Origin of the sequence: Variovorax sp. YR266 (genome assembly GCF_900107295.1) — a bacterium.
Taxonomy (GTDB): Bacteria; Pseudomonadota; Gammaproteobacteria; order Burkholderiales; family Burkholderiaceae_C; genus Variovorax.
The window spans coordinates 145,355-166,528 of the sequence record NZ_FNPM01000008.1 but is presented as its reverse complement, the minus strand read 5'-3'; the positions used below and the strand labels follow the sequence as shown (position 1 = coordinate 166,528).

16 protein-coding genes are annotated in these 21,174 nt (G+C 68.0%); 8 read left to right on the top strand and 8 right to left on the bottom strand.

Annotation, left to right across the window (positions count from 1 at the left end):
* Window positions 1–25: 25 nt before the first annotated feature.
* Genes BLW48_RS21380 through BLW48_RS21365 form a run of 4 tightly spaced genes read left to right on the top strand, consistent with a single transcriptional unit; the run spans window position 26 to window position 3,550 of the window.
* Complete coding sequence (locus BLW48_RS21380; protein WP_256330855.1) at window positions 26–937, top strand: DMT family transporter; 912 nt, start codon at window positions 26–28, stop codon at window positions 935–937.
* A gap of 58 nt (window positions 938–995) precedes the next feature.
* Window positions 996–1,835, top strand: a complete 840-nt coding sequence (locus BLW48_RS21375; RefSeq protein WP_093177580.1) for a dienelactone hydrolase family protein — start codon at window positions 996–998, stop codon at window positions 1,833–1,835.
* Between the two features lie 6 nt (window positions 1,836–1,841).
* Entirely contained in the window at window positions 1,842–2,531 is a 690-nt protein-coding gene (locus BLW48_RS21370) for a P-loop NTPase family protein (RefSeq protein ID WP_093177361.1), read from the top strand.
* Window positions 2,528–3,550 carry a serine hydrolase domain-containing protein gene (locus tag BLW48_RS21365; protein ID WP_093177359.1) on the top strand — a complete coding sequence of 341 codons (1,023 nt, stop codon included), beginning with the start codon at window positions 2,528–2,530 and terminating at the stop codon, window positions 3,548–3,550. The genes BLW48_RS21370 and BLW48_RS21365 overlap by 4 nt, the downstream gene beginning before the upstream one ends.
* A gap of 9 nt (window positions 3,551–3,559) precedes the next feature.
* Here BLW48_RS21365 and BLW48_RS21360 read toward each other — a convergent pair whose 3' ends face one another.
* The 4 genes from BLW48_RS21360 to BLW48_RS21345 form a co-directional block, all read right to left on the bottom strand.
* Complete coding sequence (locus BLW48_RS21360; RefSeq protein ID WP_093177358.1) at window positions 3,560–4,729, bottom strand: GGDEF domain-containing protein; 1,170 nt, start codon at window positions 4,727–4,729, stop codon at window positions 3,560–3,562.
* Window positions 4,730–4,788: 59 nt separating this feature from the next.
* Window positions 4,789–5,967 (bottom strand): acetyl-CoA C-acetyltransferase, encoded by a 1,179-nt coding sequence (locus tag BLW48_RS21355; RefSeq protein ID WP_093177357.1) that lies wholly within the window; start codon window positions 5,965–5,967, stop codon window positions 4,789–4,791.
* Between the two features lie 102 nt (window positions 5,968–6,069).
* Window positions 6,070–9,864 (bottom strand): patatin-like phospholipase family protein, encoded by a 3,795-nt coding sequence (locus BLW48_RS21350; RefSeq protein ID WP_177142378.1) that lies wholly within the window; start codon window positions 9,862–9,864, stop codon window positions 6,070–6,072.
* Between the two features lie 145 nt (window positions 9,865–10,009).
* Window positions 10,010–10,792: an SDR family NAD(P)-dependent oxidoreductase gene (locus tag BLW48_RS21345; protein ID WP_093177354.1), complete on the bottom strand. Its 783-nt coding sequence runs from the start codon at window positions 10,790–10,792 to the stop codon at window positions 10,010–10,012.
* Window positions 10,793–10,897: 105 nt separating this feature from the next.
* Between BLW48_RS21345 and BLW48_RS21340 the strand changes: the two genes are divergently transcribed.
* The 4 genes from BLW48_RS21340 to BLW48_RS21325 all read left to right on the top strand — a co-directional run bounded on the left by BLW48_RS21340 (window position 10,898) and on the right by BLW48_RS21325 (window position 16,047).
* Entirely contained in the window at window positions 10,898–13,576 is a 2,679-nt protein-coding gene (locus tag BLW48_RS21340; RefSeq protein WP_093177352.1) for a winged helix-turn-helix domain-containing protein, read from the top strand.
* 180 nt (window positions 13,577–13,756) lie between these two features.
* Window positions 13,757–14,587: an AP2 domain-containing protein gene (locus BLW48_RS21335; RefSeq protein WP_093177351.1), complete on the top strand. Its 831-nt coding sequence runs from the start codon at window positions 13,757–13,759 to the stop codon at window positions 14,585–14,587.
* Between the two features lie 196 nt (window positions 14,588–14,783).
* Complete coding sequence (locus BLW48_RS21330; protein WP_256330853.1) at window positions 14,784–15,593, top strand: AP2 domain-containing protein; 810 nt, start codon at window positions 14,784–14,786, stop codon at window positions 15,591–15,593.
* A gap of 73 nt (window positions 15,594–15,666) precedes the next feature.
* The gene (locus BLW48_RS21325) at window positions 15,667–16,047 is read left to right on the top strand and encodes a hypothetical protein (RefSeq protein WP_093056673.1); all 381 of its coding nucleotides are present in this window, start codon (window positions 15,667–15,669) and stop codon (window positions 16,045–16,047) included.
* A gap of 16 nt (window positions 16,048–16,063) precedes the next feature.
* Here BLW48_RS21325 and BLW48_RS21320 read toward each other — a convergent pair whose 3' ends face one another.
* The 4 genes from BLW48_RS21320 to BLW48_RS21305 form a co-directional block, all read right to left on the bottom strand.
* Window positions 16,064–17,224: an acyl-CoA dehydrogenase family protein gene (locus tag BLW48_RS21320; protein WP_093177348.1), complete on the bottom strand. Its 1,161-nt coding sequence runs from the start codon at window positions 17,222–17,224 to the stop codon at window positions 16,064–16,066.
* 41 nt (window positions 17,225–17,265) lie between these two features.
* On the bottom strand, window positions 17,266–18,825 hold the full coding sequence (locus BLW48_RS21315; protein WP_093177346.1) for a long-chain-fatty-acid--CoA ligase: 1,560 nt from the start codon (window positions 18,823–18,825) through the stop codon (window positions 17,266–17,268).
* A gap of 11 nt (window positions 18,826–18,836) precedes the next feature.
* The gene (locus BLW48_RS21310; protein ID WP_093177344.1) at window positions 18,837–19,949 is read right to left on the bottom strand and encodes a CaiB/BaiF CoA transferase family protein; all 1,113 of its coding nucleotides are present in this window, start codon (window positions 19,947–19,949) and stop codon (window positions 18,837–18,839) included.
* Between the two features lie 85 nt (window positions 19,950–20,034).
* Window positions 20,035–21,168, bottom strand: a complete 1,134-nt coding sequence (locus BLW48_RS21305; protein ID WP_093177343.1) for an acyl-CoA dehydrogenase family protein — start codon at window positions 21,166–21,168, stop codon at window positions 20,035–20,037.
* Window positions 21,169–21,174: the final 6 nt, after the last annotated feature.

Sequence of the window (21,174 nt, the reverse complement as noted above, 5' to 3'; positions counted from 1 at the left end):
CGGCGCGGTCGCGAGACTCGCCGCGATGATGGATCGCAACCTCTCCGCCGGCCTGCTCGCCGCGCTGGCCGCAGCCTTCATCGGCAGCGCCTGGCAACTCGTCTCGCGCCACGGCGTGACCACCACGCTCGGGCCGATGGAGCTGGCGCTGATGCGCTACGGCATTCCCGCACTGCTGCTCGCGCCGCTGTGGTTCGGCAGCAAGCGCATCGCACCGAAGGCCTCGCCGCTGGTGCTCGCGCTCCTCGTCATCGGCGGCGGACTGCCCTTCGGACTGCTGGTGCTGGCCGGCGCGCAATGGGCGCCCGCGAGCCACATGGGCATCTTCATGGCGGGCAGCCTTCCGCTCTTCACCGCCATCGGCGCATGGCTTCACAAGGGGCAGAAGGTCGAGGGCCTCAGGCTTGTCGGGCTGGCCTGCATTGCCATCGGCATGGCACTGTTCGCTGCGAGGAGCTTTCGCGGCGGCTCGCTCGACTGGCGCGGCGATCTGCTCTTTCTTGCGGCGGCCATGCTGTGGGCCGTGCATTCGCTCGCGTTCGCGCACTGCGGGCTCACGCCGTGGCAAGGCGCGGCGTTCGTGAACGGGTGGTCGGCGCTGATGCTGTTGCCTGTGATGTCGATCGCCGGTGCACCGCGGCGGCTGCTCAGCGCGCCATGGCCCGATGTCGCGCTGCAGGCCACGACGCAAGGTGTGGGTGCAGGAGTGCTTGGGCTGGTGGTCTACATGATGGCCGTCGCACGGCTCGGCGCGCCGCGCGCGTCGCTCTCGGCGGCGCTGGTGCCAGTGCTGACCACGCTGGGCGCGGCGGCCTGGATGAACGAACCGATCACCGGTGCGGTGCTGCTGGCCCTGGCGCTGGTGGTGCCCGGGATCGTGCTGGCGAGCGGTGCAGTGCGATGGCGCGCAAAGAAGGCAACGCAGCCATCTGCATAGACCGAGGCTTCAGGCAGCGCGGGCAGAATGCGGCAGATCGCCAGGGATGTCCGCGCAAATGAAAAAACTCGTCTTCCTCGCCGCCTCACTCATCTTCGCCGCCGCATCCTGCTGGGCACAGGAGCACAGCACCGTTCGCGTGCCCACTCCCTTCGTCGAAGGCGGCGCGCCCGTCACGCTGGAAATGGTGATCTACAGGCCCGAAGGCGCCGGTCCCTTTCCGACGGTGGTGTTCAACCATGGCTCCACGGGCATCGGCAACAACCCGGCTCTCTTCAAGGACACGTGGGCGCCCGAGCGCCTCGCCAGATGGTTCACGCAGCGCGGCTGGCTGGTGGCGTTCCCCCAACGGCGCGGGCGCGGCCAGTCGGACGGGCTGTATGACGAAGGCTTCACCCCGAAACGCGAGCACTACAGCTGCGATCCAGTCCTGTCGCTGGCCGGCTTCGACCACGCACTCGCAGATCTCGACGCCGCCGTCGCATGGCTGCAGAAGAACCCCGACGTCGACACGAAGCGCATGGAGATCGCCGGCTACTCACGCGGAGGCATCCTCGCGATCGCGTATGCGGGCACCCGCCCCGGCGTGTTCCATGGAGTCATCAACTTCGTCGGCGGCTGGATGAGCGACCAGTGCCCCGACAACACCGCGGATGCGATCAACCCCGTGAGCTTCAGGCGCGGCGCCGCGTTTCCCCGCCCCACGCTCTGGCTGTACGGCGAGAAGGACAGCTTCTATGCCGTTGCGCACAGCCGGAAGAACTTCGAAGCCTTTACCACCGCGGGCGGCAAAGGCACCTTCGAGACCTTTGCGCTGGAGCCCGGGGTGAACGGGCACATGCTGATCGCACAGCAGGGGCTGTGGGGTCCGGCTGTCGAGGCTTATCTGGCGAAGTAATCCGCAGTGCGACTGGTACTCATCGAAGGCCTGCCGGGGACGGGCAAGACCACGCTGGCCGAGCGCCTGTGCACTCTCGCATTGCATGAGGGGTGCGCGAGCCGGTGGTATCTGGAAGAGGCGACGGATCATCCGGTTCACCCCCATTCGCCGGGTGCGATCACGCTGGAGGACTATCCCTTGCGCTGTCTTCAAGGTTGGGAGCGCTTCGCAAACGAGGTCCGATCGGATGACACCCTGCACATCCTCGAAGGCAGCGCATTTCAGAGCACGGTGCGATTCATGATGGAACAGAACCGGGCGGACATCGACGATTACTTCAGACGGTTCGAAGAAATCCTTGCACCCTTGCGACCGGCCTTGATCTACCTGCGACCAGAGGATGCAGCAAGCCACTCGCGCGCAGCGGCTGCACACCGTGGTTCAGACTGGACACGCAAGGTGGCCGCGTACTTGGAACAGACGCCTTACGCGCGCCGGCACGGGCTGCGGGGCGAAATCGGTATGCATCGGTTCTGGGCCGACTACGCGCATCTCTGCGATGCACTGGTTCACGTGCTCGCAATGCCCGTGGTCAAGATCACCGCGGAACCCGGCCATGAGAACCGCGTGTTGACCGAAGCCGTTAGCGCAATCTCGCCAACGTCGTGGGCGGCGCGCGAGCGGGTCGCTCGCCAACTGAAAGCCCTCGAGTGAATTCCGACGCATCGACAACGCTCGAAGGCCTGCGGCCCCTGATGGAAGCTGCTGGCATCCCCGGCGTGTCGATGGCTGTGCTGCGCCACGGCAAGGTAGACGCACTGGCCGCGCTCGGCGTCAGAGACACGCTGAGCAACGAGCCGGTGAACACGCAGACGGTGTTCCAGGCCGCCTCGCTCACGAAACCGATGGTGGCCTACGCGGCGCTCCAGTTGGTGGATGCCGGCGCGCTGGCGCTCGATGAATCGCTGGCGCATTTCGTTCCGACCGTGCTGCCGGGCGATGCCGCATTCGCGGCCATCACCGCGCGCCACCTGCTCGCGCACACCTGCGGCCTGCCCAACCTGCGGTCAAAGAACCAGCCGCTGCAAATGCACTTCCAGCCCGGCGCGTGGTTCAGCTACTCCAGCGTCGGCTTCGGCTATCTGCAGACCGTCATGGCAGCGATCACCGGCGAGCCGCTGGAGGCGACGATGCAGCGGCTGGTGTTCGAGCCGCTGGGCATGCAGTCGTCGAGCCTCGAACAGCAGGCACGCTACCAGGACAACTTCGCGATGCCGCACGAAGGCGAGACTCGCGTGGATGTGCCGTCGTACACGGCCAGCGCTTCCTTTTCGCTGCAGACGACGGCAGCCGACTACGGCGCCTTTCTCGGCGCTGTGCTGCGCGGCGAACGGCTGAAGGAGGCCACGCACCGCGCGTGGCTGGCCTGCCATGTGCATGTACCGAAAGAGGATGCGGAGCGCCTGCACAGCCCGCCCACGGCGGCAGAACTGGAGTCCGACGTCGGCTGGGGCCTCGGCTGGGGGCTGGAGTCGAACCACGGCACCTTCTTCCAGTGGGGAAAGATGGACGGTACCCGTGCATTCACGATGGGCAGCGTGGCCGAGCAATCGGCGGTCGTGCTGTTCACCAACAGCAACAAGGGGCTGCGGCTGATGCGCGAGGCCGCTGCGTGTGCCCTGCCCGGTGCGCATCCGGCCATCCGGTGGCTCGACGCATGCGTGTCCGAATGACCCGCTGAATCAGGCAGCCGCAATCACCTGATCCCGCCCCATCGCCTTCGCGCGATACAGCGCCGCATCAGCCAGCGCCAGCACGTCGTCAACGCCAATGCTGCCCATGCCGCTCTCGCTGGCCGCCACGCCGATGCTCACCGCCATCGAGCCGACAGCGGCCATCGGCGAATCGGCCGGGAACGGTTCGTCGATGTTCTGCTTGAGGCGCGCGGCGATCTCCATCGCCTCGGCCTTGCCCACGTCGGGCAGCAGCACCACGAATTCTTCGCCGCCGTAGCGCCCGAGCAGGCCCTTGTCGCCGATGGCGCGCTGCATGCGGCCGACGGCCTCGCGCAGTACCGCGTCGCCCATCTGGTGGCCGAAGCGGTCGTTGATGTCCTTGAAGTGGTCCAGGTCCACCATCAGCAGCGCCATGCGCCGGCGACCCGAGGCGAACACGGCGCCGCATGCATCCAGCACCGCGCGCCGGTTGAGCGCGCCGGTGAGCGGGTCGCGCGTGGCCAGGTATTCGAACTCGGTGTGCACCCGGTCGGTGGCCATGAGGATGACGGCGATGGACAGCAGCAGCACGGTGAACGAGTACATGCTGATGTAGAGCGACTGGATCCAGGTGCCGTCCATCAGGCTGCTGCCAGCCAGCCCCGCCACCACCGACAAGAAGCGCAGGCCGGCCACCAGCGCCTGCGCCAGCAGCAGCCCGATCATCAGCCGCTTGCCGAACACCCGGCCCTCGTGGCGCATGTACAGCTGGGCGTGGAAGAAGAACAGCGCCGACACCGCCAGGGTAATGAGCAGCAGGCGGGTCTCGAAGTCGGGCTTCACGCTGCTGAACCAGAACATGGCCAGCGCCAGGCAGCCGTTCAGCACCGTCCAGCCCCGGGTGTCGCGGCGCCCGAGCAGGAACTTCTGGCTGCCCGCGTAGTACAGGATGCAGGCTTGGTACAGCACGAAGTTGGCGACGACGATCGTGAGGAAGTCCGGGAAGAAGCCGCGCGCCGCAAACAGCATGGTGCTCACGAATGCCAGGAGCGGCGCCTGGGACCACTCGTCCAGCCCCTGGATGGTGGCCGGATAGCTGCGCCGCATGAAGAACACCACCAGCGCCATCACAACGCCCATGAGCCCCGCAAGAATGATGACGGAGCGAGGATCGAGGATGGCTGGCAGGGCGCCCATGGGGCCCGATTATGTTGGCATCGCCGATCCGGGCGCCCCGCAGCGCGGGCGCGCCGCGCTCAGAGCCGCTCGACGATGGTCACGTTGGCCATGCCGCCGCCCTCGCACATGGTCTGCAGGCCGTAGCGCTTGCCGCGCTGGCCGAGCGCGTGGACCAGCGTGGTCATCAGCTTGGTGCCCGAGGCGCCCAGCGGATGGCCCAGCGCGATCGCGCCGCCGTTCACGTTCAGCCGGGCCGGGTCGGCGCCCAGCGCCTGCAGCCAGGCCAGCGGCACCGGTGCGAAGGCCTCGTTGACTTCGTACAGGTCGATGTCCTCGATCTTCATGCCCGCCTTCTTCAGCGCGCGCTGCGTGGCGGGCAGCGGTGCCTCCAGCATGATCACCGGGTCGTGCCCCATCACGCTCATGTGGTGGATGCGCGCGAGCGGCTTCACGCCCAGCGTCTTCAGGCCGCGCTCGTTCACCACCATCAGGCCGCTCGCGCCGTCGCAGATCTGGCTGGCGGTGGCGGCGGTGCAGCGCCCACCTTCGGCAATGAGCTTGACGGCCGCAATGCTCTCCAGCGTGGCGTCGTAGCGGATGCCCTCGTCGGTGGTGTGCAGCTCGCCGGGCTCGGTGCCGTCGGCCATGCGCACCGCAATCGGCACGATCTCGCGCTCGAAAAGGCCGGCCTGGGTGGCGGCAATGGCGCGCCTGTGGCTTTCGAATGCGTAGCGGTCGAGCTCGTCTTTCTCGATGCCGTAGTTCCTGGCGATCATCTCGGCGCCTGTGAACTGGCTGAACTGGATGTCGGGGTAGCGTTGTGCCATGAGCGGGCTCACGTAGAAGCCCAGGCCGTTCTTCAGCGGCAGCGTGCTGGGCATGCCCATCGGCACGCGCGTCATGCTTTCCACGCCGGCGGCGATGACGATGTCCATGCTGCCCGACATCACGGCCTGCGCCGCGAAATGCAGCGCCTGCTGCGACGAGCCGCACTGCCGGTCGACCGAAGTGGCCGGCACGGATTCAGGCAGCTTCGACGCCAGTACCGCGTTGCGCGCGATGTTGGAAGACTGCTCGCCGGCCTGGTCGACGCAGCCCATGATGACGTCCTCGACCAGTGCCGGGTCGGCATCGGTGCGCTCCACCAGGGCGTTGAGCACCTGCGCGGCGAGATCGGCCGGGTGCCAGCCGGCAAGGCGGCCGTTGCGGCGGCCTCCGGCGGTGCGTGCGGCGGCGACGATGAATGCTTCGGGCATGGGGAGTTCTCCAATGGGGTCTGGGGTTTGGAGAATTGTTGGCCCCGTGCCGCGGCGCAGCGTCGTCGGAACGGACGATTTTGGACTCCCGCTTTCCGTCCCCTACTTCGCGGAGAGTGACGCCGAGGTCGGAATCCAGACCTCGACGGTGCGATTGCTCGGCTTGAGTCGGGGGGACAGCTGCTCCACGAGCCAATTGGGATAGCCCACCTCGCGAAGCAGCGCGTAGGCACAACCGATCGACGCCTTGTCGTGATAGCGCACCGTGGGCTGGCTCACCTGCCTCGGCGGCGGGAGGTTGTTCTTGCGCGCCGACTCCGTGACGTCTTCGATCGGCGGCACGCTGGCACCTATTTGCTGCCAACGCTCACGATAGGTACGTACGCTGTCTCTCTGGCTGCCGTCGTAAATCTGGATGTAGACCCTCTCGCCCTTGCAGGACTCGCTCCTCGCGGCCTCGCTGCGAGGCGTCGCAGCGGGAGCGACTGGCGCTGGTGGTGCAACAGAAGGCGACGATGCGGCAGATGCGGGCGACGACGCAGCTGGTGCTGGTGGAATCGCGGCAGGAGAAACCGCCGGCGGCGGGGCCCCGGCTGGCGTCGCCTCTACCTTGGGGCATGCGCGTCGCGCGCCAAGGTCGTTCGACTCCGGCGCTCCTGCATCCTTCCCGGACAGCGAAGCGCTTTGATCGTCGGCCTCTCCGTAATCAGCCAGATACCGATTGCGGGCTTTAAGCAATTCGGCGCGGAATGGACTGCAAAGGTGCATGCCATCGAGCGGCGCCACGGCCGAATAGTCATAGCCCCAATAGCGCGGCAGCGGCTCCTTGGAGGTCTTGCCCGGCTCCTGCTTGAGGCAGACGGCAAGCCTGCTCTGCGCCTCCGGATGCTCTGCCTCCACAAGCCCCTTGCAAGCGCGAGAAAAGACATAGGGCACCACCTTGCGGCACTCGCTGAGGGTGTCGGCATAGATGCGCCTGGCCAGCTCGGAGCGCTTGAACCAGTCCACCTCGCCAGCCGGGCACAGCGTATCCGCGGTCTTGAGAAGCTCGCTGGCCAGCGCCTCGAGCTGGGGAGCGACCTGCGTCGGCCTGGCATTCGCAGGAAGAGCCGCAGGCAGCTTGCTCCAGAGATCGCTCAGTTCATCGAGCGCCTTGCGCTCCCTGTCCACGCGGCTGGCGCTCCCCACCTTCACACTGTCGATCGCCTGCCAGGCGGACACCCCCAGCGTCGCTGCCGCGCCCAGCCCGATCGACGCACCCACCGCCGTTGCGCCCACGCTGCCGATGATGCGTCCGCGTGCCGCTTTTTCGTCGCCGTTCAGCGCAGCGCCCGACAGGGCCACCGAGCAGTCGTCCGGCACGAAATGCGCCGGCTCGTTCTTGACGCAGTCCGCGCGCAGAGCCTCGATGAATGCCGGGCTCAGGTCCTGCGCCAGGACCTGCCCGAGCCGGAAGTAGCTCTCCCATTGCGCTTCCGAGAAGAACTGGTCGGCGGTCGTTTCCTGGGGAAAGGTTGGCGCTGCCCGCTTGAAGTTCTGAAGATCGATGGGCAGGCCCTTGCACATGTTCGGCTTGACGATCAGCAGGATTCCGCGCTCCCGCTTCAGCTTCGGCCCCACCTCCACAACCCCGTCCCTGTCGGAGTAATTGATACGGGCCACCGCCAGGCAGGCATTGCTCGCGTTCGAGGCCAGCTCCTGCAGCGAGCCGAATGCGTGCAGCGCACCGTAGAAGCCCGAGGGCTCCGACGCCAGCCCGCGCGGAACCTCGCCCGGCAATGCCCGCCGGGGCCGCAGGAACTCGATGTCGGCCTGCAAGTCGATGCGTGCCTTGCGCACCAGGTTTTCGACATCGCCGAAGGTGTAGTCGGGGTCGGCTCCGCAATCCACCACAACGATGACTTCCGCGCGTTCCGAGAGCAACGCGTAGGCGCCGGTGTTCTCGAAATGCCCGCCATCGGTCATGAACCAGTCGCGGCCTTCCTTGCCCTCGAAGATCGCCAGCGTCTCGCGCATCAGGCCCCACGACTTGGTCAGGAAATCCGACCAATGTTTCTTGTCTTTCTCCGGCTGGCGCCACCAGTAGCCCAGCCGCACGCCCGCGAACACGAGCAGTGCAGCCACCCCGCCGCGCGTGAGTTTGCCCAGGCCCGGTGCCACGGCGGCACCCGACACCGCCATCCAGCTGCCGAGCGTCATCGGCGTGTCGCTGCCTTTCAGCTCTTTCCACTCTTCCTGCCCCACCCGCATGAAGCCGCCCGACGCCACGGTCAACGACAGGCCACGGCGGTCCTGGTTGAAGAGCTGCCCCCTCGGGTCCTTGGTCTGGTTGAGGCACACATTGAGCAGGTGGACCGGTCCTCCAGGGGCCTGCGGCTTGTAGTGCGCAAGATCGGCGTCATCGTCCGCAACGATCGTGTTGACCGAAGCGGTGTCCAGGTTTGGCGGGAACACGGCCGGCACGGAGTCCAACGCCCCCAGAACCCCGTACGCGCCCTGCGCCGAAGGTTGGCCGAAACGCTGCGCGTTGGCCGCACCCAGATAGCTGCGGATCAGCCGTGCCCGGTAGAAGGCATGCAGCGACGAGAGGTTCAGGAACGCCGGCGTCTTGCCCGTGCACCAGAGATAGCTCACGACCGGCACCAGCAGCAGCCCCCAGATGCGCCATGCATCGGAAAAAGCCAGGTCCTGGCGCGGCACGAACAGCCCGCCCAGCACGGCCTTGTACACCAGCGACACCCACCACGCGAACAGCAGGAAGGCCAGCAAATAGCCCAGCAGATGCGCAATGGCCATGAGGGCCTTCGACGTCGACCGCCCCGGCACCAGGTTCGACGCCAGCGGCAGCACCGCACGCAACACTGCCGCTGCCATCGCGAGATAAATGCCCGCACTCGCCAGCCCGATCTGCTGGAACGCCACATGCCATGCGAGCCGATCGGCCAGACCGATCGCCAGCACGACGATCAGCACGCGAAAACTGAAGGCGAGCTTGTTCGTCAGGAGGTTGCGCGCCTTGTCGGACTGCGGCTGGTGCGTGTCGCGGTCTTCGGACTCCGTCAACACGCCGTCCGCCAGGCGCACAGCAAAGAACCAGACGGCGATCAGCACGCCGAAACCGCTCCAGAGAAAGTTCCTGAGATCGTCGCCGGTCTCGCTGCGGACATCTCCGAATGTCAGGCCCAGCCCGAGCAGCAGGGCACTCGCGACCAGCACGGCCAGGCAGATCCTCCAGACGCCGCCTTGCTGGCGCGTGGCCTCCACCCACGGCACGGCCCAATAAGCCGACGCATGGACCAGCACGAACACTCCGACCACCGGCAGCGCCAGCCAGACCACCGGGGTCCACGACGGCAGCCACTCGGCCAGCCACTGGAAGTAGCCCGCGATGCCGGGCAGGTACCCCACTTCCGCCATGCCCCACCAGGCCACCAGATTCAGCGCTGCAAGCGCGAGCCCCGCCAGCACGGACACCAGGCCCAGCTCCACGTGCACGCCGAGCAGGTTGCGCAGGTACAGCGCCACCGCGAAGGTGCGGTCGAGCGGCCCGCGCGGAATCAGGTAGCGACCGTTGGCGCGCAGCCACCAGATGAACCAGCTCGATCCGGCCTTGCCGACTTCGTCCTGGATGCGATCGAGATCCGCGCGATTGCGCGCCCTGCTGAAGAGCCGCCCGAGCATGGAGGCTGCATAGCCGCCGCCCGACACCGAGGACATCAGGTCGAAGCGCAGCAGCGCCCCTCGCCGCGCGAGCGCGCTGAAAACGCCGAGGCAGAAAGTTGCGCTGCGGATGCCACCGCCCGAAAGCGCAAGCCCCCACTTCCGGGTCGAACCTGTCAAAGCGGGATCGCCCAGCGCGTCGCGTCGCCTGGTCACCTCTTCGTCGATAGCGCTCATCGAATTCCCCTCCAGTGGCACCTGGTACGGCCGATGCATCGCCCGACCATGCTGCCTCTGGCTGCGAATTCAATCGGAAGGTGCGCGCCTGCACATCCCCCATAAGAGGTATGTCCGTGCGCGAGCGTGCGGAGGGTCGAACCGCTCAGCGCGGCGCCATGCGGATAGCGCCGTCGAGCCTCACGCTTTCGCCGTTGAAATATCCGTTGGTGATCATCAGCTCCGCCAGCGTCGCGTACTCCGCCGGGTTGCCCAGCCGCTTCGGAAACGGCACCGACGCCGCCAGTGCGGCCTTCACGTTGTCGGGTGCGCCCTGCAGCAGCGGCGTGTCGAAGATGCCCGGCAGGATGGTGTTCACGCGGATGCCCTCGCTCATGAGGTCGCGCGCAATCGGCAGCGTCATGCCGACGATGCCGGCCTTCGACGCGGTGTAGGCCGCCTGGCCCATCTGGCCGTCCTGCGCCGCCACCGAGGCGGTGTTGACGATGGCGCCGCGCTCGCCGTCCTGCAGCATGTCGAGCGTGAGCATGCCGGCCGCCGACTTGGCGATGCAGCGGAAGGTGCCGACCAGGTTGATCTGGATGATGCGGTCGAAATTGGCGAGCGGAAAGTGCTTGATCTCGCCCGTGGCCTTGTCGCGGCTCGCGGTCTTCACCGCGTTGCCGGTGCCGGCGCAGTTGACGAGCACGCGCTCCTGCCCGTGCGCCGCGCGTGCCTTGGCGAACGCCGCGTCGACCTGCTCTTCGGATGTGACGTCGACCTTGCAGAAGACGCCGCCCAGCTCTTTGGCCAAGGCCTCGCCCTGCCCGGCGTTGAGATCGAACAGCGCGACCTTCACGCCGTGGCTGGCAAGGCGACGCGCGGTGGCGGCGCCGAGCCCCGAGGCGCCGCCGGTGACGACGGCTGCAATGCTGGAATCGAGTTGCATCTGCTGGTGTCCTTGAGGTGTCTTGACGGGTTTGTCCACAGCCAGTTTAGGAAGCAGAATCAGCCGCACACATCGTCGGAAACGACGGGATTTCAGCAGCACCGCATGCAGTCCCCCACACCCCGGATTCTCGAAACCAAGCTCAACCCCCCGGCCTTCGTCGCCACGCAGGTGCTGCGCACCGCTATCAGCGAGGAGATCGCCTCGGCAGCCGTGAAGCTGGTGCTCGTGCGGGCGCCGGCCGGCTTCGGCAAGACGACGGCCATGGCGCAGATTCGCGAGCGCATGGAGGCGCAGGGCATTGCCACTGCATGGCTCACGCTGGACCGCGCCGACAACGACGTCTCGCGCTTTCTCGCATGCCTGGCCGAGGCCGTGCAGCGCCTGGGTGTGGAAGAGCCGCTCGCCAATGCGCCCTTCGATGCCGTGGCTGCGCTGGCCGCCCACGACTCGCCCTTCACGCTGTTTCTCGACGACTTCGAAAGAGTGCAGGAGCCGGCCGTGCTGGGGCTGGTGCGCGAGATCATCGAGCACCTGCCGCGACGCGGGCAGATCGTGATCGGCTCGCGCAGCCTGCCCGACCTGGGCCTGGGGCGGCTGCGCGCGCGCGGCCAGCTGATGGAGATCGACACCGACCGCCTGCGCTTCAGCCTCGAAGAAACCAGCGCCTTTTTCAGCTTGCGCCAGGCGCAGGCAACCCAGGCGTTGCCGGCCGACATGCTGTCGCAGCTGTACCGCAAGACCGAAGGCTGGGTGGCCGCGATCTGGCTCGCGTCGATGGCGCTGGAGCGGCATGGCACCACGAGCGGTTTTGTCGAACGCTTTTCAGGCTCAGACCGCGCCGTGGCCGACTACCTGGCCGAAGACGTGCTCGCGCACCAGCCGCAGGAGATACGCGACTTCCTGCTGCGCACCAGCATCCTGCGGCAGCTCGATGCGTCGGTGTGCCAGGCGCTGTGCCCGCGCGTGGACTGCGCGGCCATCCTCGAACGGCTGGCCGCGTCGAACCTGTTCGTCACGCCGGTGAGCGGCGATGGCGACGCGTGGCGCTATCACAGCCTGTTTGCCGACTTCCTGCGCGCGCAGCTGGCGCGCGAGCAGCCCGGCGAGCTGGAGCGCCTGCACCTCGCGGCGGCGGGCTGGTACGAAGCGCATGACCGCCCCGTGCCCGCCATCGACCATGCCATCGAGGGAGGCGACCATCCGTATGCGCTGACCCTGCTCGACAGCTACGCGGCGCAGTTCCTCGAACAGGGCCGCATGCGCATGCTGGCGCGCTGGTTCTCGGCGATACCCGAGCATCAGCTGCGCGAACACCCGTTCCTGCAGCCCATCTCGCTGTGGGCCACCTGCTTCACCCATGGCCCGTGGGACGCGATGCGGCAGTTGGAGCAGTCGGGCTGCCTCGACAGCCCCATTGCCGAAGTGCGCGCCAGCGCCCACACGCTGGTGCCCCTGCTGCTGGCCATGCAGGACCGGCACGACGAGGCCTACGAGGCCGGCCGGCCGAGCCTGGCGCGCCTGCCGACCGGCCTGGCCTTTGCCGACAGCGTGCTGCTCAACGCCATGTCCCATATCCTGGCCGTGCGCGGCGACCAGCAGGAAGCGCGGCGCCTGCTCGACGTGGCTCGGCGCGAGCAGGGCAACAGCACCTTCAACCGCATGTATACCGAGTCGCTGGCCGGCCTGTTCGACCTGCACGAAGGCCGCCTGCGGCAGGCCACCGCGCGGCTGCGCATGGCGGTCGATTCGACGCATGCGGTGTCCTACAACCACAGCCACGGCAATGCATGGGCCGGCGTGCTGTACGCGGGCGCCGTGTACGAGACCAACCAGCTCGTGCAGGCCGAGCACCTGCTGAACGTGTACCTGCCGCTGGCGCGCGACGTGGGCCTGCCGGACCACATGATCCTGAGCCACGTGATGCGCTCTCGGCTCGCGTTCCATGCGGGCGACATCGACGCGGCCTTCCAGGCCTTGACCGAGCTCGAATACCTGGGCCACCACCGGCAGTTGCCGCGCGTGGTGGCGGGCGCCAAGCTGGAGCGCTCGCGCATGCTGCTGCTGCAGGGCAACGGGCCCGCATCGCACGACGAACTGCTGCGCGCCGACGACCCCGCGCTGTGGGAGCGCGAGCAGCGGCAACGCCTGCCGGCGCACGACCTCGACTACCTCGCGCTGGCGAAGGCACGCTGGGAGATCACCTTCGGTGACGCACGCGGCGCGCTGGGCGTGCTCGACGCAGAGCTGCATGCCGCGCTGGCCTCGGCCCGCAACCGGCGCGTGCTCAAGCTCAAGGTGCTGCGCGCGCTGGCACTGCAGCGTGTCGGCGACGCGGCCGCCGCCGTCGACGAATTCGGCGAAGTGCTGCAGACGGCAAGCCAGGAAGGGTTCATGCGGCTGATCCTCGACGAGGGGCCGGCCGTGGGAATGCTGGTGCATCGGTATGCGGCAGCGCAGCATGAGGGCCCGCGCAGCGGCAGCACCAACGACCCGATCCTGGCGGACCATCTGCAGCGGCTGCTGCACGCCGTGGGACCGGCGGCAACAGGCGAAGCGGAAGCGTCGACCGGCGACAACGCCATGAAGGAGCCGCTGACGCGCAAGGAAATCCGCGTGCTGCAGTTGCTGGCCGAGGGCTATTCGAACAACGCAATGGCGGAGAAGCTGTTCGTGTCGGACAGCACGGTGCGCACGCACCTGCGCAACATCAACATGAAGCTGAACGCGAAGAGCCGGACGCAGGCCGTGGCCATTGCACGCAGGCTTGGGGTGATCAGGTAGCAGCCTGTCCGGCCCCAATGTAGAACTTAGTGCTTCAGCAGTGACTTCGACAGTCACGATTACTACGGATTCCGGTGATACCCCGGCCGCCTCGCAATCCCTAGCATCCCTCTCAGGAACCGCGCCTTCCGAACGCTGCGGTACCGCAAGCAACAGAGAGCGACGCAAGCCGAAGCCACCATGCCCAAAGGTATTCCCAACCCCGCCGCCATGTATGGCATCTACCCTCGTGCCTGGGGCTTCGAGGTGTCGATCGTGCGCAATGGCACGCGCTACTACAAGCAGTTCGGCCGCGCCAGCTACGGCGGCGAGGAGCAGGCGCTGCTGCAGGCACAGAACTGGCGCGACGGCGTGGTGCGCAGCGTGCCGCCGGTGCCGCGGCGCACCCGGGCCGAGAAGCTGCGGATCAACAACACCACCGGCGTGTCGGGCGTCTTCTGCCAGGTCGCCTCGGGCGGCAGGGTGCGCGCCTGGGTCGCCAAGACCTATATCGGGCAGGACGAGATCCTGCGCACCGACTTTCCCGTGAACCTGGTGGGCGAGGCCGCGCAGGCGCTGGCCATCGAGGAGCGTGAGCGGCAGCTGGAGCGCATGGCCGGGCTGGCGAAGCTGCATCCGGCCGAGGAAACGATCCGCAAGAGCCCGCCGGCCACCCACTCCGAACTGCTGGCGCCCAAGCGCTCGAAGTCCGAGATCAGGCGCAGCACCAATTCCAGCGGCGTGAGCGGCGTGCATTTCAAGGCGCCCAACCCGGGCCACCCGGGCTACTGGCTCGCCATCACCTACACCGCGGGCAAGGGCAGCGTGAGCAAGGCCTTCTCCATCAAGGAGCACGGGCCTGAGAAGGCCAAGCTGCTGGCCATCGAGGAGCGCGAGCGCCAGCTCGAGCAGAAGCTGATGTCGAACACCGCCCCCGCCAACGACCCGCTCACCATTCCCTTCCGGCAGGGCGCCCAGCAAGGCGCTCGGCAGCACGGCCTGGCCACCGCCGAGGCAAGGCCGCAGCAGTGAAAGGGCCGGCGAAAACGCACGCCTCATCCCCGGCGCTGTGCCCCGCGTTGTCCCGGGCATGACCGCTTCCGCGGAATCGTCATGGCGCTTGGGCCAAAATAGCTGCGAAATGCGCGCGCCGATGAGCGACGAGCGAATCGGGGAGCCCATCAGACTCAGCAAAACTGAGTGCAAAAGCAGCAGCATCACGTCGAGAATGCCCAAAGGTATCCCCAACCCGGCAGCCATGTACGGCATCTACTCCAGGTCCTGGGGTTTCGAGGTTTCCATAGTTCGCAATGGCGTTCGCCATCACAGGCTGTTCGGCAAGGCCAGCTACGGCGGCGCGGAACAGGCCCTGCTCCACGCGCAGGACTGGCGCGACTTCATCGTGCGCAGCGTGCCGCCGCAGGCGCGCCGCGAGCGGGCCGAAAAACACCGCACCAACAACAGCACCGGCGTGACGGGCGTGTTCCACCATCTCGCGCCGGGCGGCCGTGTGCGGGCGTGGATGGCCAAGACCTACATCGCGCCGGACGAGATTCTTCGCACCGACTTCTCCGTCGCGGACCTGGGCGACGACGCGCAGGCGCTGGCGATCCAGGAGCGCGCGCAGCAGCTCAAGCGCATGACGGGGCTGGCGCGCATTCATCCGGCCGAAGAGGCGATCCGCATGGGGCTGTCGGCCCATCCGCCCGGGCCGCGCACGGCCAAGCGCTCCAAATCGGAAATCACCCGGCGCAACAACACCAGCGGCGTGAGCGGCGTCCACTTCAAGACGCCCAATCCCAGCCATCCCGGCTACTGGCTGGCCATTACCTACACCACGGGCAAGGGCAGCGTGAGCAAGGCGTTCTCGGTGAAGGTGCACGGCGCCGAAATGGCCAAGAGCCTGGCCATCGCCGAGCGGACAAGCCAGCTCGCCGAGAAGCTGCGTGCCGAGGAAGAAGCCGCGGCCCAGCCAGCCTCGCAGCGCAAGCCGCGCGCACGGACGGCGGCATCCAGCGCCAAGCGGAACAACGGATGAGGGCCCTGCACGAAACCGGCTTCGCCGAAGCGGCGAAGCCCGAAAGCTGCTGCGTGCGCGGAGCGGCCCGCCCATGACGACGCACAAACAGCTCCACCAGTTGCTGCGCGTGGCCTCGCATCTGCTGGACCAGGCCGCTGCGGATGTACGGGCCACCGGCCTCGACCCCGTGGACGAGAACATCCAGCGCATCGGCCGCGCGCTGATCGAGGTGATCGAAGTGCAGCGGCAGATCTACGCCGCGCAACCCGAACTGCAGCCCAAGTCGCTGGCCGCGTCGGCGCGCGAGAACGATGCCAACCGGCTCTTCACCCAGTTCACGCTGGAGGCGCTGGAGCTGGAAGACGCGGGCCACACCGATGCGGCGCGCGAGAAGTACACCCAGTTCATCGGCCTCTCGCCGTCGTACCCCCACCGCGAGATTGCACGGGCGGAGATCCGGCGGCTGTCCTGACTGAACACGCTGCGGCTCAAAGCGCCCTGGCGATCACTTCCTTCATGATCTCGTTGGTGCCGCCGTAGATGCGCTGCACCCGGGCGTCGGCGTACATGCGCGCCACCATGTACTCGTTCATGAAGCCGTAGCCGCCGAACAACTGCAGGCACTCGTCGATCACGCGGCCCTGCGCCTCCGAGCCCCAGAGCTTGGCCATCGAGGCGGTGGCGGTGTCGAGCTTGCCGGCCACGAGGTCTTCCACGCAGCGGTCGATGAAGGCGCGGCCCACCTTGATCTGCGTGGCGATCTCGGCCAGCTTGAACCTGGTGTTCTGGAACTCTGCGATCGGCTTGCCGAAGGCCTTGCGGTCGCGCACGTAGTCGAGCGTGGCCTGGTAGGCGCCTTCCATGGTGGCCAGCGCGCTCAGGCCGATGATGGTGCGCTCGTAAGGCAGGTCGCTCATGAGCTGGAAAAAGCCCTGCCCTTCCACGCCGCCCAGCAGAGCATCGGCGGACACGCGCACGTCGTCGAAGAAAAGCTCGGAGGTGTCCTGCGCCTTCATGCCGATCTTGTCGAGCACGCGGCCCACTCGAAAGCCCTTGCAGCCCTCGGTCTCGACGATGAGGATCGACGTGCCCTTGGCGCCTTGCGTCGGATCGGTCTTGGCCACCACCAGCACCACGCCGGCGAGAAAGCCGTTGGTGATGAAGGTCTTGGAGCCATTGATGAGGTAGCCGCCGTCCTTCCCATCCTTCGTCTTCTCGGCGCGGGTGCGCACGCCCTGCAGGTCGGAGCCCGCGCCGGGTTCGGTCATGGCGATGGCGCCCACCAGCTCGCCGCGCGCCATGCGCGGCAGGTAGTGGAGCTTCTGCGCCTCGGTGCCGTGGTTGAGGAAGTAATGCGCCACGATGGCGTGCACCGAAGTTGCCATGCCGGTGAGCGCGCGGCGCGACATCTCCTCGTAGACCACGGCCTCATGGCGGAAGTCGCCACCCGCGCCGCCGTATTCCTCGGGAATGTCGGCGCACAGCAGGCCCAGGGCGCCGGCCTTGCGCCACACCTCGTGCCCCACGTGGCCGCGCTTGCGGGCTTCCTCGTCGTGCGGGAGCACTTCGGTCTCGACGAAGCGCACCACGTTGTCGCGGTACAGCTCCAGGTCTTCGTCGCTCCAGGAGCGGCGGAAATCGATGGACATGTTGTCTTCCTTGGTTTGTTGTCTTGCGGTCTTGGCGGGGCTCAGCCGACGCGGCGCTCCCTGCCGGCCCAGAAGGGTTCGCGCAGCTGGAACTTCTGCAGCTTGCCGGCCGCCGAGAGCGGCAGTGCGTCGCGGAACTCCACGCTGCGCGGGCACTTGTAGCCGGCGATCTGCTCACGGCAGTGGGCGATGACCGCCTCTGCCTCCAGCGCCATGCCTTCGCGCCGCACGATCACCGCATGCACGCGCTCGCCCCACTTGTCGTCGGGCACACCGATCACGGCGGACATCAGCACTTGCGGCATCTGCGCGATGGCGTTCTCGACCTCGGCCGAATACACGTTCTCGCCGCCGCTCACGATCATGTCCTTCATGCGGTCGACCACGTACACGAAGCCCTGGTCGTCCATGTAGCCGCCGTCGCCGGTGTGCATCCAGCCGCCGCGCAGCGCGGCCTCGGTCTGCTCCGGCTTGTTCCAGTAGCCCTTCATGACCATGGGGCCCCGCGCGACGATCTCGCCGACCTGGCCGTGAGGCAGCTCGTTGTCTTCGCCGTCGACGATGCGCACTTCGGCAATGGAGATCGGCGTACCCGCCGAGCGCAGCAGGCGCTCGCGGTCGGGCCCGGGCAGGTGGCAGTGCGGCGGCAGCGCGGTGACGACGGGCGACAGCTCGGTCATGCCGTACACCTGCGCGAACGCGGTGCCCGGAAAGGCGCGCATGGCCTGGTCGAGCAATGCCGCGTCGATGGGCGCCGCGCCGTACGACAGCAGGCGCAGGCTGGACAGGTCGAATTCGGCGAAGCGCGGATGCTCGATCACGCGCTTGATCATGGTCGGCACCAGGAACATCTCTGTGATGCGCGCCGACTGCAGGGTCTGCAGCACGGCCAGTTCGTCGAACATCGGCACCACGTGCACCGGCATCTGCCGCAGCAGGCTCTGCAACGCCACGCCGCAGCCGGCCACGTGGAACATGGGCGCCGCGACGATGGCGGCCGCGTCGTGCGTGTCGCGCGGCAATGCCGCCACCGTGCCCAGCGCATCGATGCACAGGCTGCCGTGCGTGAGCATCACGCCCTTGGGCTGGCCAGTGGTGCCGCCCGTGTACATGATGGCCGCGAGCTCGTCGCCGCTGTGCGGTGCGTCGTCGATGGGCTGCGCTTGCGCCAGCAGCGCCTCGTAGCCGGCCATGCCTTCGGGCACGGCACCGTCGCCGCAATACACCACGGTGCGCAGCGACTTCGACAGCTGGCGCAGCGCGGGCACCATGGGCGCGAAGAGGTCGTCGACCAGCAGGATGCGGGTATCGCAGTCGTCGAGCGAGTACGCGACCTCCTTCGGATTCCAGCGGATGTTGACCGGGTTGATGACGCCGCCGCCCCACCAGGTGCCGAAGAAGTATTCGACGAAGCGGTGCGAGTTGAGGCTCATCATGCCGACGCGGTCGCCACGCGCCATGCCGAGCTGCTTCAGCACGGCGCCCAGGCGTGCGACGCGGTCGGTGAAGGTGCCGAAGTCCAGGCGCGTGTTGCCGCAGACCACGGCGGTGGCCCGGGCGTTTTCGCGGCGGCCTTTGAGCAGGGGTTGGGTGAGGAACATGCGGGGCTCCTTCAGGCGCCGCACAGGGGCGCGATGGCATCCGCCGCCACGCCCCAGCGGCGCAGCACGGTGGAGCCGTCATCGCGCGCCGTGGCCTGTGGCACCACGGACGCGGTGCGGCTGAAGCGCGGCGCGGGCGCGGGCTGCACCACGCCGCCCACGTTGGCGAAGGTGCCGCGCGCCACGTTGTGCGGATGCTCCGGGGCCTCGTCCCAGTCGAGCACGGGCGCGAAGCAGGCGTCGCTTCCTTCGAGCAGCACGCACCACTCGTCGCGCGTGCGGGTGCGGAACACGTCGGCCATGCGCAGCTTGAGCAGCGGCCAGCGGTCGGCGTCCATCTGCGCGTCGAAGGCGGGGTCGTCGGCGATGCCGCAGCGCTCGCGCATGAGCGCGTAGAACTGCGGCTCGATGGCGCCGACGGCCACGTACTTGCCGTCCGCGCAGGCGTAGGTGTCGTAGAAGTGCGCGCCGCCGTCGAGCATGTTCTCGCCGCGCTGGTTGCCCCACTGGCCAGCCGACTTGAATCCGTACATCATGGCCGACAGCAGTGCCGCGCCATCGGTCATGGCGGCATCGACCACCTGGCCCTGACCGGAATTCTTCGCCTCGTGCAGTGCGGCGAGGATGCCGAAGGCCAGCAGCATCGCGCCGCCGCCGAAGTCGCCCACGTAGTTCAGCGGCGGCACCGGCGGCTCGCCCGCGCGGCCGATGGCGTGCAGCGCACCGCTGATGGCGATGTAGTTGATGTCGTGGCCTGCCGCGTGCGCGAGCGGTCCGTGCTGGCCCCAGCCGGTCATGCGGCCGTAGACCAGCCGCGGGTTGCGCGCATGGCATTCGGCGGGGCCGAGGCCCAGGCGCTCCATCACCCCGGGACGGAAGCCCTCGATGAGCACGTCGGCCTTTTCGATGGCGTCGAGCACGGATTGCGCCGCGCCTTCCGCGCGCAGGTCGACCTGCAGCGTGCTGCGCCCGCGCGCGAGGATGTCGTGCGGCGCGGTGCGCGTGCCGGGGCGCTCGATGCGGACCACCTCCGCGCCCATGTCGGCGAACAGCATCGCGCAGAAGGGCCCGGGGCCGATGCCCGCCATCTCGATCACCCGAAGGCCTTGCAATGGACCTGCCATGGTCTGTCTCCTGTGTGTGGAGGCATCTTGGCTCGGGGGCGGCGGGGCTGCATCGTCCAAAGCGACGAATGCGGGCCCCCGATGTCTACGTTGCGGCCGGGCGCAGCTTCGCCACGCGGCGCAAATGCCACGCGGGCGGGCCGAACTGGCCTTCGATGAGCGTGGCGCGTCGCACGTAGTGGCCGACCGCCAGTTCCTCCGTCATGCCCATGCCGCCGTGCAGCTGCACCGCGCCCTGCCCCACGGCTTTGCAGGCCTTGGCGGCTGCGACCTTGGCGGAAGACACGGCACGGGCGCGCTCGTTGTGGTCGGCTGTGTCGACGTGCTCGCCGACGCTCGCAGTGAGCGCGGCTGCCTGCTCCAGCGCCATGTGCATGTCGGCCAGGCGGTGCTGCAGCACCTGGAAGCTGGAGATCGGCACGCCGAACTGCTTGCGCTGGCGTACGTAGTCGAGCGTGTCGCGCATCAGGCGGCGCATGACGCCGATGGACTCGGCGCAGACCGCGAGCGTGGCTTCGTCGAGCGCCCGCTCGATCTGCGGCAGCGCGCTGCCCTCTGCGCCGAGCAGCGCTTCAGCGGGCAGGCGCACGTCGTCGAAGGCGATGTCGGCGGCGCGGCCGCCGTCGCGGGTTGGGTAGGCGCGCAGGCGCACGCCGGCTGTTTCCCTGGGCACGACGAGCAGCGAGAGACCGGCGCCGCTGCGCGCGCTCACGATGAAGTGGCTGGCCCATGGCGCGGCGTGCACCACGGCCTTGCGGCCGTTCAGGCGAAAGCCGTTGCATTCGCGCGCGAGTTCGGTCTGCACATCGGCGCGGTCGTGCCGGCTCTGCGGCTCACCGTGCGCGAAGGCAAGCACGGCCTGCCCCGCGACGATGCGTTTCAGCAGTGCATCGGCCTGCGCGCCGGGGTGGCGCTGCAGCAGGCCCGCGCCGATCACCATCGTCGACAGGTACGGCTCGGCAGCGAGTGCGCCGCCCAGTGTTTCCATCATCGCGAGGTGGGCGGCCATGCCACCGCCCAGGCCGCCCTGCGATTCGGGCAGCGCCGCGCCCAGCAGGTCGAGCTCGCTGGCCAGGCCCTGCCAGAACGGCGGAGGCGCATCGTCGGCCTTGCGCAGCGCGTACAGGCGCTGCTCGAAGCCGTGGTTGTCGTCGAGGTAGCGCGCGAGGCTGTCGCGCAGCATCGCGAGGGTTTCGTCCTGCTCGGTGAGGGTGCTCATGGAAGG

Coding starts and splice junctions, on each gene's coding strand:
- BLW48_RS21360 (WP_093177358.1), bottom strand. CDS start 4,729: ATGGGCGCCCTGCCAGCCATCCTCGATCCTCGCTCCGTCATCATTCTT.
- BLW48_RS21325 (WP_093056673.1), top strand. CDS start 15,667: ATGACGACGCACAAACAGCTCCACCAGTTGCTGCGCGTGGCCTCGCAT.
- BLW48_RS21340 (WP_093177352.1), top strand. CDS start 10,898: ATGCAGTCCCCCACACCCCGGATTCTCGAAACCAAGCTCAACCCCCCG.
- BLW48_RS21355 (WP_093177357.1), bottom strand. CDS start 5,967: ATGCCCGAAGCATTCATCGTCGCCGCCGCACGCACCGCCGGAGGCCGC.
- BLW48_RS21330 (WP_256330853.1), top strand. CDS start 14,784: ATGCCCAAAGGTATCCCCAACCCGGCAGCCATGTACGGCATCTACTCC.
- BLW48_RS21345 (WP_093177354.1), bottom strand. CDS start 10,792: ATGCAACTCGATTCCAGCATTGCAGCCGTCGTCACCGGCGGCGCCTCG.
- BLW48_RS21305 (WP_093177343.1), bottom strand. CDS start 21,168: ATGAGCACCCTCACCGAGCAGGACGAAACCCTCGCGATGCTGCGCGAC.
- BLW48_RS21350 (WP_177142378.1), bottom strand. CDS start 9,864: ATGAGCGCTATCGACGAAGAGGTGACCAGGCGACGCGACGCGCTGGGC.
- BLW48_RS21310 (WP_093177344.1), bottom strand. CDS start 19,949: ATGGCAGGTCCATTGCAAGGCCTTCGGGTGATCGAGATGGCGGGCATC.
- BLW48_RS21335 (WP_093177351.1), top strand. CDS start 13,757: ATGCCCAAAGGTATTCCCAACCCCGCCGCCATGTATGGCATCTACCCT.
- BLW48_RS21320 (WP_093177348.1), bottom strand. CDS start 17,224: ATGTCCATCGATTTCCGCCGCTCCTGGAGCGACGAAGACCTGGAGCTG.
- BLW48_RS21315 (WP_093177346.1), bottom strand. CDS start 18,825: ATGTTCCTCACCCAACCCCTGCTCAAAGGCCGCCGCGAAAACGCCCGG.
- BLW48_RS21375 (WP_093177580.1), top strand. CDS start 996: ATGAAAAAACTCGTCTTCCTCGCCGCCTCACTCATCTTCGCCGCCGCA.
- BLW48_RS21380 (WP_256330855.1), top strand. CDS start 26: ATGATGGATCGCAACCTCTCCGCCGGCCTGCTCGCCGCGCTGGCCGCA.